At 36.0% G+C, this 14,801-nt stretch carries 11 protein-coding genes and 1 pseudogene; 8 read left to right on the top strand and 4 right to left on the bottom strand.

Annotated features, from left to right (window positions below; all coding sequences use genetic code 11):
* The first annotated feature begins 178 nt into the window (after window positions 1–178).
* Window positions 179–1,501, top strand: a complete 1,323-nt coding sequence (gene rimO, locus A9G30_RS03505; RefSeq protein WP_065588080.1) for a 30S ribosomal protein S12 methylthiotransferase RimO — start codon at window positions 179–181, stop codon at window positions 1,499–1,501.
* A 6-nt stretch (window positions 1,502–1,507) separates the two neighbouring features.
* A complete protein-coding gene (locus tag A9G30_RS03500; RefSeq protein WP_065588079.1) occupies window positions 1,508–2,896 on the top strand; it encodes an MATE family efflux transporter in 1,389 nt (462 codons plus the stop codon).
* A gap of 529 nt (window positions 2,897–3,425) precedes the next feature.
* Here A9G30_RS03500 and proB read toward each other — a convergent pair.
* Genes proB through gpt form a run of 3 tightly spaced genes read right to left on the bottom strand, consistent with a single transcriptional unit; the run spans window position 3,426 to window position 6,379 of the window.
* Complete coding sequence (gene proB / locus A9G30_RS03495; protein ID WP_065588078.1) at window positions 3,426–4,535, bottom strand: glutamate 5-kinase; 1,110 nt, start codon at window positions 4,533–4,535, stop codon at window positions 3,426–3,428.
* 27 nt (window positions 4,536–4,562) lie between these two features.
* Window positions 4,563–5,819, bottom strand: a complete 1,257-nt coding sequence (gene frsA / locus A9G30_RS03490) for an esterase FrsA (RefSeq protein ID WP_065588077.1) — start codon at window positions 5,817–5,819, stop codon at window positions 4,563–4,565.
* A 23-nt stretch (window positions 5,820–5,842) separates the two neighbouring features.
* Entirely contained in the window at window positions 5,843–6,379 is a 537-nt protein-coding gene (gene gpt, locus A9G30_RS03485; RefSeq protein ID WP_081295616.1) for a xanthine phosphoribosyltransferase, read from the bottom strand.
* Between the two features lie 149 nt (window positions 6,380–6,528).
* Between gpt and A9G30_RS03480 the strand changes: the two genes are divergently transcribed.
* From A9G30_RS03480 to serC, 6 genes and pseudogenes are all read left to right on the top strand, one after another.
* Complete coding sequence (locus A9G30_RS03480; protein WP_065588076.1) at window positions 6,529–7,992, top strand: aminoacyl-histidine dipeptidase; 1,464 nt, start codon at window positions 6,529–6,531, stop codon at window positions 7,990–7,992.
* Window positions 7,993–8,226: 234 nt separating this feature from the next.
* A complete protein-coding gene (gene argC / locus A9G30_RS03475; protein WP_065588075.1) occupies window positions 8,227–9,237 on the top strand; it encodes an N-acetyl-gamma-glutamyl-phosphate reductase in 1,011 nt (336 codons plus the stop codon).
* 67 nt (window positions 9,238–9,304) lie between these two features.
* A complete protein-coding gene (gene argB / locus A9G30_RS03470) occupies window positions 9,305–10,084 on the top strand; it encodes an acetylglutamate kinase (RefSeq protein WP_065588074.1) in 780 nt (259 codons plus the stop codon).
* 102 nt (window positions 10,085–10,186) lie between these two features.
* Window positions 10,187–11,404: pseudogene (locus tag A9G30_RS03465) on the top strand (argininosuccinate synthase); the annotation flags it as partial.
* 200 nt (window positions 11,405–11,604) lie between these two features.
* Window positions 11,605–12,978 (top strand): argininosuccinate lyase, encoded by a 1,374-nt coding sequence (gene argH / locus A9G30_RS03460; RefSeq protein WP_065588073.1) that lies wholly within the window; start codon window positions 11,605–11,607, stop codon window positions 12,976–12,978.
* A gap of 215 nt (window positions 12,979–13,193) precedes the next feature.
* Complete coding sequence (gene serC, locus A9G30_RS03455) at window positions 13,194–14,279, top strand: 3-phosphoserine/phosphohydroxythreonine transaminase (protein ID WP_065588072.1); 1,086 nt, start codon at window positions 13,194–13,196, stop codon at window positions 14,277–14,279.
* Window positions 14,280–14,344: 65 nt separating this feature from the next.
* Here serC and A9G30_RS03450 read toward each other — a convergent pair whose 3' ends face one another.
* Complete coding sequence (locus tag A9G30_RS03450; protein ID WP_065588071.1) at window positions 14,345–14,704, bottom strand: DUF4156 domain-containing protein; 360 nt, start codon at window positions 14,702–14,704, stop codon at window positions 14,345–14,347.
* Between the last annotated feature and the right edge of the window lie 97 nt (window positions 14,705–14,801).

Raw genomic sequence — 14,801 nt, 5'->3', positions numbered from 1 at the left:
CTATCAAATAAATCAGTTAATACATATCTAATATTCCTTTCAAATTTGAAAATCAGTGTATCAACTGTAACGAAATGTGATAGAATGCCGAGGTTATTTTGATTAGCAAATAATTATAAAAATAGTTTATTAAATTCTCAAACAATACCTCTTTATATAAAACACAATTATAAACACTATGAATATATCACCCCCTACAATTGGATTTGTGAGCCTTGGCTGTCCTAAAAACTTAGTCGATTCTGAACGAATTTTAACTGAATTACGCACGCAAGGTTATCAAGTTGTGCCAAGCTATGATAATGCCGATCTGGTTATTGTTAACACTTGTGGATTCATTGACAGTGCCGTACAAGAATCTCTTGAAGCAATTGGTGAAGCATTGAACGAAAATGGTAAAGTCATTGTTACTGGATGCCTTGGCGCAAAAGAAGATCAAATTAGATCTGTACATCCCAAAGTACTTGAAATATCTGGCCCACATAGCTATGAATCTGTATTAAGTCATGTTAATAGATATGTCCCTAAACCTGCATATAATCCTTATACGAGTTTGATTCCTCAACAAGGTGTGAAATTAACACCGAAACATTATGCTTATCTCAAAATTTCAGAAGGCTGTAACCACCGTTGCACATTTTGTATTATCCCATCTTTGCGTGGAGATATGATTAGCCGACCAATTGGTAACGTTTTAGATGAAGCCAAACGCTTAACTGATAGTGGAGTTAAAGAACTATTAGTTATTGCGCAAGATACGTCAGCCTATGGTATCGATATAAAAAACCGTACTAACTTTTGGAATGGTATACCATTAAAAACCGATATTCAGACCCTTTGTGAACAGTTAGCTAACCTAGGAATTTGGGTAAGATTGCATTATATGTACCCTTATCCTAGTGTTGATGACTTAATACCATTAATGGCTGAAGGAAAAATCCTACCTTATTTAGATGTGCCATTACAACATGCAAGCCCATCAGTTTTAAAATCAATGAAACGACCGGGAACTATTGAAAGAACCTTAGAGAGAATTGATAAATGGCGTGAAATCTGCCCAGATATTACTTTGCGCTCCACTTTTATAGTCGGATACCCAGGTGAAACAGATCAAGATTTTGAGCTATTGCTCAGCTTTTTATCTCAAGCACAATTGGATCGTGTTGGTTGTTTCACATATAGCCCCGTAGAAGGTGCTGCTGCCAATAAACTAGCTAACCAAATACCAGAAACGATCAAACAAGAGCGTTTTGATCGTTTTATGCAATTACAGCAAAAAATCTCCACACAAAAGCTACAAGCCAAAATAGGTAAAACGCTTCCCGTTATTATTGATGAAGTTGATGATGAAGGCGCAATAGGCCGTAGCATGGCTGATGCTCCTGAAATAGACGGTGTTGTATATTTAAATGAAGAAAACCAAGTTAAAGTAGGTGATATTATTCAAGTCAATATTGAGCATTCTGATGAATACGACCTCTGGGGAACAGTTAAAAGGTAATAAACCATGAAACAACATTATAAACATGAAGTAAAAAATCTTGGTAAATTAGCAGTTCCTGTACTTATTGCTCAAGTATCTCAAACAGCAATCACCTTTGTCGATACCATTATGGCGGGAAATTATAGCAAAACAGCCTTATCTGGAGTAGCTATTGCCGTATCAATTTGGTTACCAACAATTTTATTTGGCCAAGGTTTGTTAACGGTGCTAACCCCTATTATCTCAAACTTAAATGGTGCAGCTAAACGTGATCAGGTTGCAAGCCAAACTCGTCAAGGTGTGGTAATTGCTTTAATATTGTCGATATTAATGATGATTTTCTTATATCATTCTGACAAAATAATTAATTTAAGGAGTTCAGTTGATCACCCGATTGATCCCGAAATGGTTAACGTTGCCGTCTCATTTTTACGCGCTATCATGTGGGGGGTGCCTGCGTTCTTACTCTTTTTAGTTTACCGAAATCAATGTGAGGGACTATCGAATACTAAACCCGCTATGGTAATCATATTTATTGCTCTTCTTGCCAATATTCCAATTAACTATATTTTAATCTATGGAAAGTTAGGCTTACCTGCTTTTGGTGGCGTTGGTTGTGGCATTACAGCAACAATTATATTTTGGCTTATGTTTATTTTAATACGCTTATATACACTAGTTAGTCCAAGCCAACAAGATATACGTAATACTCCAATCACAAAACTGGTTGATTTTAATATAATCAAAAAGATTATTATACTGGGTACCCCTTTAGCGCTGGCTTACTTCTTTGAAATGAGCCTTTTTGCTGTGATTGCGTTATTAATAGCTCCATTAGGGCAAATAACCGTTGCAGCTCACCAAATCATTTTTACTATCAGTAGTTTGACCTTTGCTATTCCATTATCTCTTGGTGTTGCAACCAGTATACGTGTTGGCTATTTACTAGGTAATAAAAAACCAGCGTTAGCTAAACAAACCGCCTATATTAGTTTATCAATATCGCTCTGCATGGCTGTTTTTGTTGCACTAGTTCTAGTCATTTTTAGAACACCAATTATCGCACTATTTACCAGCGAGGCTGCGGTCATTGCTATCTGTATGCAGTTAATTATTTTACTTGCTATCTATCAAGCATCTGACTATTTGCAAGTTGTGGCAAGTAATGTGTTGCGAGGTTATAAAGATACTCAAAGCATCTTTTTTATTACACTACTATCTTACTGGGTTGTTGGATTGCCTGTTGGTTATGTTCTAGGATTGACCGATCTAATCATTAAGCCAATCGGTGCTGCTGGTTTTTGGATAGGAATTATATCAGGGCTTGCTGTTGCAGCATTATTATTAATTGCTAGAATGGTTTACATCCAAAGACAGCCCGCTGAAGCTATTTTAGAGCGCGCAGCAAGATAAATTATTTAATTAGAACAGCTAAAGTTTTAAAAGGATTAACACATTTTATAAACAGCAAGTGATGTGATAAGCGCTGCAATAATTGGCTGAAAATGTGTTTTATCCAATCCTATAAATAATTGTGTGTATTTACTTATTTTTAATATTTGTAATATACAAAAAATAGGCAACTGAAAATGAATAAAAAATATTCAAAGATTTAGTAATGGAGTTATCTAACAATCTGAGAAACGTAAGGTTTCCGATGGATGATTTGGTCAAAAGATGATGTATTTAGCTATATAATAAGTTTTTGAAGAACTCATAATGCGAAACCTGAAATTGTAACGCTACAATCGGTTGGTTTATTGTAGAATTTGGTAACAGAACTTCTCATCACTTTTAATGAGTAAATACGCAAACTTTGGATTAGATTCTTCCTTAAGATGACTTTATTTTCTATCCTAATGAGTTAATCGTTTAATACAATAATACATTATTTTTTGTTTATGATTGGGTTATATCGGAAAAACATTAATTCAATTATCTGTTATTTAATTATCATATCATCTCGATGAACAGCAACAGAACCATATTCATAGCCAATAATTTGGCTAATATTTTGGGAATGGTGTCCTGCAATTTGCCTCAGTGCATCGCTATTGTATCGGCTAACACCTTGAGCAATATGCTTGCCGATGCTATTACAAATATCAATCACTTCACCACGAGAAAAGTTTTTTTCAACTTTTATAATGCCTTTTGGTAGTAGTGAACTACCGTTGTTTAATATTGCATTAACCGCACCATCATCTAAAAATACTTTACCAACTTTAGGCGCGCCAAATAACCAGTATTTTCGGTGCTCTAGTGGCGTTTTTTGCGGCAGAAATTTTGTGCCAACAAATTGATTATTGATAATATCAATAATCACATTAGATCTATTTCCAGCAGCAATTACCACTTCAATACCTGCGCTACCTGCAATTTCCGCAGCTTGTAATTTTGTGCTCATACCTCCTGTACCCAGTCCAGAAACACTACCACCAGCAATACTACGTAAATTATCGTCGATATGGTCGATCTCTTGGATAAGTTTTGCATTACTATCTGTTCTTGGATCGGCTGTATATAAACCATCAATATCGGTTAATAATATCAGTTTATCGGCTTGAGCTAAAATAGCAGCAAGGGCAGATAAATTATCGTTATCGCCCACTTTTATTTCGGCTGTCGCTACTGCATCGTTTTCATTGATTACAGGAACGATACGATTATCTAACATGGCTTTTAATACATCTTGTGCATTTAAAAACCTTTCACGATCTTCTAGATCTGCACGAGTTAGTAACATTTGGCCAATATAGATTTTATAGATAGAAAATAGCTGTTCCCAAAGTTGTATCAGTTTGCTTTGCCCAACAGAGGCGAGTAATTGCTTTGAGGCGATAGTATTAGGTAAGGTAGGGTAGTTTAAGTATTCGCGACCTGCGGCAATGGCGCCAGAAGTAACAATAATAATTTTATGTCCATTTTGATGTAAAGTTGCACATTGTCGTATTAACTCAACTATTCGTGCCCGATCTAGCTGTTTGGTGCCACCAGTTAGTACACTGGTGCCTAATTTAACAACAATAGTTTGTTGTTTATTATTGGACATAATATGGCTCTTTTGGTTAATCGTGAATTATAAAACAGACCTCATCCATTTGATTGATTGGGTTAACGCCTGATGTAAACTTTTTTGTAGTGGTGTTTTTGGCACGGTCACTATTTTATTTTGTTTAGTTGAATGAATCAATTTTGCTTCACTAAGATTACTTAATTTATCATTTTCAAAAATGATATTCATGACTGGTACTTGGCAAGCATGTGTTAAAAGACCTTGGTTTTTTAGAGAAAAATAATTTAACTCTGCGGCTAATTGCTGATTGGATATCGAAGGTAAACCCAAACGGCTAGCTAGCATATCTTTATAACTATTAGGGAGATTTTTTTGCAGTTCTTTGTCAGCAAAAATTTGATGAACAAATGGCGTAAAGTTAAATAATCCTCTAATTTTATTTGGCATTAAATAAGCTAAACGAGTGGCAATATGCGAACCAAATCGAAAACCAGCAACAATAACACGATGATCATCAATCCATGGTATGTTGGGCAATTGTTCCAATATAGCTTGATGAATTTTACTGCTATTTTGTGTTAAAGCAAAATTACGGCTATAGCCAACAGAAGGTAAATCAACAGTTAACATGGCAAACCCTTGAGGGGCTAAAAATTCACTAAAATATCGATAATAATCGATCTGTAAATTACCCAAAGCATTGCAGATTAGTACCACAGGGCAAGCCCCTTCAGTTTTTGGTAGGTGTAGAATTGTTTTAACGTTGTGATTATCAACTTTAAATTCAAGTTCTTTAACCAAAAAAGGTGAAAAATTAAGGGCCTTGGAATAAGCTTGATAAGCACAGGCTTGGGCATACATTGCCAGTTCATCATTTTTAAAATGTGGATAACTGGCAATACTTGCATATTCACTGGCAATAAGATACTCGTTGAGTAGCTTATCTTTATCTGCATCGGTAAGATTTGTTTTATCTACTGACTCTGCTTTAGTTTGCCACATTGCTGCTTGGTTTAAAAACTCATAAATCCAGTTACCAGATTGATAACCGATAACAGTATCTAGCCATTTATCATTTGTGTGGCATCTTGTTGAAGCGGCAATTTTTGATAAAACCGCTTCAGCTTCTAATTTTGGTAACCCCCGCCAATGCCACAAAATAGGGTTGACAATTCGATACCATTTTGAGTCGACCTCTCCATCTAACGCACTAATGCTACTGCCATTACTACTATCAGTACGGTTAATTAGCGTCGAAGTCTCAGGATAATTCAATTGTGGTTTGAATATCTGTGCTGTTAGATTTTCGGTAGCTGCCATAACAACCTTGGTATCCTTATTGATTATTTATGATCGCAAATAGGTTTAACAAACATAACACCTGTATCCCAAGGTTGTTCGATCCAAGTGTCTTGAGCAATATCTACAACATAATCATCAACAAGTGGTTTACCTGCTGGTTTTGCAAAAATAGTAACAAAGTGAGCTTTTGGATACATTTCACGAATAGTGTGAGCAGTGTTGCCCGTATCGACTAAATCATCAACGACAATAAAGCCTTCGCCATCACCATTGGCTTGCTTTAGGATCAGTTTTTCGCGTTGATGATCGTGATCATAACTTGAAATGCAAACAGTATCGACATAACGAATACTAAGTTCTCGAGCTAAAATAGCGGCAGGGACTAAACCACCACGGCTAACGGCAATGATACCTTTCCATTGATTAGCAGGTAATAAACGTTCTGATAGTTGACGTCCGTAGGATTGCAACATTTCCCAGGTAACGGTGAATTTTTTCTTTTCAGCAATAAGTTCTGCTTTGTGTTGTTTTTTGGCTTGGATTTCTTCTTCTGTTAATAAAGTTTGTTCTGTTGACATGAGTAACCTGCAATTTTAATCGAATGTGTGAATAAATAAATATTCATGAACTAAAAATAGATGTAAAATTGCACCTTATTATAGAGTGATTAGTTAAAAAAAACCACTCCTTAATTTAATACTAACTTAATTAATTTTGAGGTTATATCATGCTTTCTACTTTAGCACCCAAATTTGTTTGGCAGATTTTTAATGATATTTGTAAAATACCGCATCCATCTCATCATGAACAAATGATAACTAAATACATTGTCGATTTTGCTAATACGCATCATATCGACTGCAAGCTTGATAAAGTAGGTAACATTTTACTCACTAAACCAGCAAGCAAAGGAATGGAACAGTGTCCATCGATTGCTTTGCAAGCTCATATGGATATGGTGCCACAAAAAAATGAAGGTACTGTGCACGATTTTTTCACTGATCCAATTCAAGCTTATGTTGATGGTGAATGGGTAAAAGCCAAAGGTACCACGTTAGGTGCAGATAATGGTGTCGGCTTAGCATCTGCGCTAGCTGTGTTAATTGATCCGGCTGTTGAACATGGGCCGATTGAAGTATTAATAACGACCTCAGAAGAAACAGGTATGCACGGTGCTTTTGGTTTACAACCTAATTGGTTAAAGAGCCGTTATTTGATTAACACTGATTCTGAAGATGAGGGGGAAATATTTACGGGCTGTGCTGGAGGTGTTGATTTTTCCACAACTTTTGCTGTGACCTATGCGGTAATACCTGAAAAGCATGATTGTTATATAAGCATTTCACTAAAAGGACTAAAAGGTGGGCATTCTGGTTGTGATATTCACCTTGGGCGTGGTAATGCAATCAAATTAATGGCTCGCTTTTTAGCGCAGTATGTACAAGATATCCCATTTAGATTAGCCGACATAAAAGGTGGCTCACTACGTAACGCTATTCCAAGAGAAGCTTTTATTGAAATCACTTTAAATAAACAAGATCTACCTAAATTAGAAGCCATTGTTAAACAATATCAAACTATTTTACACAACGAATTAGGCCATGTAGAACCCACTATTGAAATAACATTATCTGAAGTTGAATCTAATAAAGTCAAAAGGGTATTAACAGCTGAACATCAAAATAAGATTATAAACTATCTCAATACCGCACCTAATGGTGTGATTAGAATGAGCGATCAGCTTCATGGTGTGGTTGAAACATCACTTAATTTAGGTATAGTCAGTATCGAAGACAACCAATTTAATGCCCATTTTTTGATTCGCTCTCAAGTGGATAGTGCAAAAGATGCTGTTGTATCAACCTTGGTATCGTTTAGCCAACTTATTAATGCTAATTACGAAATCAGTGGTGGCTATTCGGGTTGGGAACCCAATTTAGATTCGCAATTACTTAAACTTGCAAAAGGTAAATATCACGAAATTTTTTCTCAGCAGGCAAAAATAATGGTGATACATGCAGGGCTGGAATGTGGTCTATTTAAACAAAGTTATCCAAATATGGATATGATCTCAATTGGACCAACAATTGTTTCACCACATTCCCCAGATGAGAAAGTCAATATCCAAAGTGTTTATCGTTATTGGGAATTATTGATAGCAATATTAAAATCAGCAAGTTTTTTAAAATAATATAGCTCATTAAATACCTACCGATCGTTATTGGTAGGTATTAACATTATTTGTTTGTACCTTATTTTTGCAAAAAATGTTTTAGCATTTAAGCCTTATCTTAAAATCAATTCTGATAGAAATAATGAAATTAAATTCATAAAAAGTGAATAAAAATTCATTTTGTGCTTGTGTTAGTCTTTTGAATGGCTTACTATATGCACAATTATTGCGTAAGAATTAATAAGGATTAATATGTTAAAGGCAATTGTTATCGGTGCAAGCGGGTATGCGGGCGCAAAATTAGCTTATTATTTGCACAAGCATCCCCATGTCGAACTTACCGCTTTAATTGTGTCGGAAAATAGTCAAGATGGTGGCAGGCTGATTTCTGATTATGAGCTACATCCTCAGCTAAAAGGGGTTATTGATCTGCCACTTATAGCCACGTCTGATTATTCTGCTTATATCAATGATGTTGATATTGTTTTTTTAGCCACCGAACATACCGTTAGTCACAATATTGCTCCTTACTTTTTAGAGCATGGTTGCACTGTATTTGATTTGTCAGGCGCATTTAGGGTGAATTGTGCTACTTTTTATAGCGATTACTATGGTTTCACGCACCAACACCCTAAATGGTTAGATAAAGCTGTTTATGGTTTAGCTGAGTGGAATGCTGAGCAGATCAAACATGCACAGCTTATTGCTGTGCCTGGGTGCTATCCTACCGCTTCGCAATTACCACTAAAACCGTTAATCGAAGAGAGTTTATTGGATAATTCACAATGGCCGGTAATTAATGCTGTAAGTGGTGTGAGTGGCGCAGGCCGAAAGCCTTCACATAATAATTTATTTTGCGAAGTAAGTTTACATGCTTATGGGGTATTTACTCATCGCCATCAGCCCGAAATTGCAACGCATTTAGGGCAAGAAGTTATTTTTACACCGCATTTAGGTAGTTTTAAACAAGGTATCCACGCCACAATCACTTGCCGAGTAAAAGCGGGTGTAACATCACAAGATATTCTTGCTGCTTTAAATAAATATTACCAAAATAAACCTTTAATTCGAGTGTATCAAAAAGATTGGCCTGCATTAAAATCTGTTGTTGGTTTGCCTTATTGCGATATTGGCTTTGTATTAAAAGATCGTCATTTAATCTTAATTTCTGTTGAGGATAACTTATTAAAAGGCGCAGCAACGCAGGCTGTACAGTGCATGAACATTCGGTATGGTTTTGATGAAACAACCGCATTATTATAAAAATGGACTAATTTCTATTTTAAATTTTGAACATCTTAACAATAAGTTAAATTACTAGGAAACTAAAATGAGACCATTAATTATAAAACTTGGTGGCGTATTACTTGATAACAAAGATGCCTTAAGCCAATTATTTGTTGTTATTAGTGAATATAAAAAGAATTATCAACGATCTTTAATTATTGTTCATGGCGGTGGTACGGTAGTTGATTCATTAATGGATAGGCTTTCTTTACCCGTAGTACGCCGAAATGGGCTACGTGTAACGCCAGCTGATCAAATTGATGTTATTGTAGGAAGCCTTGCTGGTAGCGCAAACACCAAATTATTGTCTGAGGCTAAAAAACATCAAATACCAAGTGTTGGGCTCTGCCTTGCTGATGGTAATAGTGTTAAAGTCAAACAAATTTCAGAAGAGCTAGGTTATGTTGGCGAAGCTCAAGCAGGCGATCCTACATTAATAAATTTACTTGTTAATGCAGGTTATTTGCCAATTGTTAGCTCAATTGGCATCACCGAAAGTGGGCAAATGATGAATGTTAATGCCGATCATGCTGCGGTAGCGCTCGCTAAAACTTTAGGTGCAGACTTAATATTGTTGTCTGATGTCGTTGGCGTGTTTGACGAAAATAAGCAACGGATTGAGTCTTTAACACAATCGCAGGCGAATCAATTGATCGCTAAAGGTATTATTACCGATGGTATGGTGGTAAAAGTGAATTCGGCTTTTGAAGCAGTTAAAGAACTGGGGCAGCCGATTGTAATTGCCAGTTGGAAAGAGTCCGATCAACTTATTAAATTATTTAATGGAATATCAGGAGCAACGGGTACAAAAATTATTGCTTAAATAATAAGTATTTGTATTAGGCTAGTTATCATCAATGCAAATATAAAAGTATATATCTTTAACGCATTTATTTATCGTAAGTTAATTTGGAAAGGGTGTAACATGAAAAAAAGTGGAACAAAAAAGGTTGTATTAGCTTATTCAGGTGGTTTGGATACATCAGCAATTATTCCTTGGTTAAAAGAAAACTATGGCGGATGTGAAGTTTACGCTTTTGTTGCTAATGTAGGTCAAGATCCCAAAGAATTAAAAGATGTCGAAAAGAAAGCTAAAGCCTCGGGGGCTGTGGCTTGTAAAGTGGTTGATTTACGAGAAGAATTTGTTAAAGACTATGTATACCCTGTTTTGAAAACAGGCGCCTTATATGAAGGCACTTATTATCTTGGTACCTCGATGGCTCGTCCAATTATTGCAAAAGCACAAGTAGAATATGCATTAGAAGTTGGTGCAGATACACTATGTCATGGTGCAACAGGTAAAGGTAATGACCAAGTACGCTTTGAAACAACTTACACCGCACTTGCACCACAACTAAAAGTCATTGCACCTTGGCGTGAATGGGATCTACGTTCACGTGAAGCATTAATTGATTATTTAAAAGTTCGTAAAATCCCAACCACGGCAACGGTTGAAAAAATTTATAGCCGTGACGAAAATGCATGGCATATCTCGACTGAAGGCGGTGTGCTAGAAAGTACTTGGAACCAAGCTAATGCTGATTGCTGGGCTTGGACTGTTTCGCCCGAAGATGCGCCAGATAAACCAGAACTGGTTACTATTGGAATAGAAAAAGGTGAAGTAGTGTCGGTAAATGGCAAAAAATTATCGCCTTACAACTGCGTGGCAACACTGAATAAAATTGGTGCAAAACATGGTGTTGGTCGCGTAGATATTATTGAAAATCGCCTAGTTGGTATTAAATCACGTGGTTGCTATGAAACTCCAGGCGGCACAATAATGATGATAGCATTACGTGGTTTAGAGCAATTAATCTTAGACCGTGACAGCTTTAAATGGCGCGAACAACTCGGAATTGAAATGGCCTATGTTGTTTATGATGGTCGTTGGTTTGCTCCATATCGACGTTCAATTCAAGCGGCCGCTGAAGTATTAGCACAAGACATGACAGGCGAAGTTGTTGTTAAACTTTATAAAGGTAATGCAACAGCAGTACAAAAAAAATCGCCGAATAGTCTATATAATGAAGAGTTTGCAACATTTGGAGAAGATGAAGTTTATGATCACAGCCATGCAGGTGGCTTTATTCGTCTATTCTCGTTATCCTCACGTATACGAGCTTTAAATGAAGATAAGAAAAAACAACCAGCTCAAAAGACCAAATCAGCTAAATCTATTAAAACAGCGGAACCGGTGAGTAAAACATAGCAACAAAAGTAAAAAAGTGATTTCCGATATCACAAATAAAATAACAACAATATACAGGCTAATGTTTGTATGTTGTTATTTTAGATAAAATTGTACTTGTTTAACTAGTTATTAAAAATAATATAGAGGTAATTATGGCATTATGGGGTGGGCGTTTTAGCCAAGCGGCAGATCAACAATTTAAGCATTTTAATGATTCATTGCGCTTTGACTATCGTCTTGCAGAGCAAGATATCATTGGTTCAATTGCTTGGTCGAAAGCATTGGTGACTGTTAACGTTATATCTTATGATGAGCAAAAAAAGTTAGAAAAAGCTTTGAACGAATTACTGGTTTTGGTACAACAAGATCCCAATCAGATTTTACAAAGTGATGCTGAAGATATACACAGTTGGGTGGAGCAAAAACTGATCGAAAAAATTGGTGATTTGGGTAAAAAATTGCATACAGGTCGAAGTCGCAACGATCAATCAGCCACTGACCTAAAACTATGGTGTAAAGATCAAATTCCTTATTTAATTAATACCATTAATCAATTGCGACAATCTCTTGTTACAACTGCAAAACAACATCAAAATGCCGTTATGCCTGGTTATACCCATCTACAGCGAGCACAACCAATCACATTTGCACATTGGTGTTTAGCTTATTTTGAAATGCTCACCCGTGATGTTAGTCGTTTACAAGATACTTTAAAACGCTTAGATGTAAGCCCATTAGGGACAGGTGCATTGGCTGGAACTGCTTATCCCATGGATCGCGATCAATTAGCAAATTGGTTAGGTTTTTCGGTAGCAACAAATAATAGTTTAGATTCGGTGTCTGATCGAGATCACATTCTTGAGCTATTAAATAATGCTTCAATTGGTATGGTGCATCTATCACGTTTTGCTGAAGATCTTATCATTTTCAACAGTGGTGAATCTAACTTTGTTGAATTATCTGATCGCGTTACTTCGGGCTCGTCACTTATGCCACAAAAAAAGAATCCCGATGCATTAGAACTAATTCGTGGCAAAGTAGGTCGAGTGACTGGCGCATTAACTGGAGCGCTTATGACCTTGAAAGGTTTACCGCTTGCTTATAATAAAGATCTACAAGAAGATAAAGAACATCTATTTGATGCACTGGATACTTGGCATGAATGTTTAGATATTGCCATATTAGTATTAGAAGATATTAAAATTAACTATGCAAACTGCCAAGAAGCGGCTAAACAAGGTTATTCCAATGCGACCGAACTTGCTGATTATTTAGTTGCCAAAGGTATACCATTTCGGGAAGCACATCATATTGTTGGTGAAGCAGTAATTGATGCAATCACCAAGAAAAAGGCACTTGAAGAGCTCTCGCTTGAGGAATTACAGAAATTTAGCCCTGTTATTGGTAATGACGTTTATTCAATATTATCGTTAGAATCATGCTTAGCCAAACGTTGCGCTAAAGGAGGGGTTTCACCACAACAAGTCAAATTAGCAATTAAAAATGCAAAGCAACAATTATCCTAGTCTTTTCACTCTTCTTCATAACTATGCCGGCATTTGCCGGTATTTTTATACCAATTAAATCAATAATGCTATGTAAAGCAATAGCTTTTGATTACAGGAATAAAATAGCCAAAAGGTATAGACTTATGCATCTTTTTCTTAAAAAATTTGATTGTATATCTGTTAAGTCGGTGTAAAAATAGAATTCTTTTTTGAATGGATTAAAGTGAATTGTTATGAATAAAAGTTATAACTTTAGTGCAGGTCCAGCAAAATTACCTGCAGATGTATTAAAACAAGTTCAAGCTGAGTTATTGAATTGGCATAATACAGGTGCATCGGTGATGGAATTGAGCCATAGAGGTAAAGATTTTGATGCCTGTGCTGTTGAAGCTTCTAACGACCTGCGTGAAATATTAGATATCCCTAATAATTACAAAATTCTCTATTGCCAAGGTGGTGCTAGAGCACAATTTGCCGCAGTGCCATTAAATATTTTAGGCAATAAAACCAATGCAGACTATATCAATAGCGGTTATTGGAGCCAGTGTGCTGCCAAAGAAGCCAGTAAATATTGCCAAATTCACGAGCAAAATGTGGTCATAAAGCAAAATGGATTAACCGCTATCAAACCTATGTCAGAATGGCAATTAAATGATGATTCTGCTTATGTACATTATTGTCCTAACGAAACAATTGATGGTATTGAAATTTTTGAAGAGCCTAATTTTGGTAATAAAACAGTCGTTGCCGATCTATCATCATGCATATTATCACAACCAATTGATATAAGCCGATATGGCATCATTTATGCGGGTGCCCAAAAAAATATTGGTCCATCAGGTATTACTATTGTTATTGTGCGTGAAGATCTAATCGGTCATGCACAAAAAATGTTACCATCAATATTAGATTACAAAATTTTAATGGATAACGATTCTATGTTTAATACACCACCTACCTTTGCATGGTACCTGTCGGGTTTAGTGTTTAAATGGATAAAAAAACTTGGCGGACTAAAAGCGATGCAGCAACGTAACCAAGTCAAAGCGCAATCGCTATACCAATATATCGACCAATCTAATTTTTACCGAAATACGGTTGCAACCGTTAACAGATCAATTATGAATGTCACTTTTTTATCACCAAATGAAGAGCTAGATAAAAAATTTGTAAGCGAAGCAAGCCAAGCTAACATTATTGGTATTAAAGGGCATCGAATTGCTGGAGGAATGCGTGCATCAATTTATAACGCTATGGATCAAGAAGGGGTGAATTATTTAATTGACTTTATGCAGCAATTTGAAAAACAAAATAGCTGAAAGCTATATAAGTAGTGACGCCAATTAAAAAGGAAAGGTAGGACCTCCCTTTTTAATTAGCTAGCTTATTTGCAACTATATACTTCACCAACCATAACTGCATCTGTTGGTGCAATATCCGAAATATATTGCATAGAAGTATCTTGCGCATTATAAATCACATTACCACCCATCGTAGCAGCTTTGTTCATAAGGTCTGATGCCGCATCGCGAATAAGTTCACTATGTGTTTTAAGTCCAGAAAAGAAACTGCTACGACGTCCCTCTATTTTCCCCAAAAACTGGCAAGAATCTGCAGGCTTAGTATCAATAAATTGAACTTGGCGACCAGCAGCAGTCGGTTGATATTTATCGCTACTACACGCACCTAAAAGCAAAGTTGCTAACATTACAACACCAACAAATACTAATTTTTTGATAGACATAATATTTCCTTAGCCAATATAACAAAAAATAATAATGAACCAAGTTATTGTATCAGTTTCATTAAGCAAAAAATATTAGTAATTAAGCGAGAGGAAA

The sequence above is a fragment of the Gilliamella sp. Fer4-1 genome (assembly GCF_001690515.1).
Classification (GTDB): domain Bacteria; phylum Pseudomonadota; class Gammaproteobacteria; order Enterobacterales; family Orbaceae; genus Gilliamella; species Gilliamella apicola_C.
This window is presented reverse-complemented; position numbering and strand designations above follow the sequence as displayed.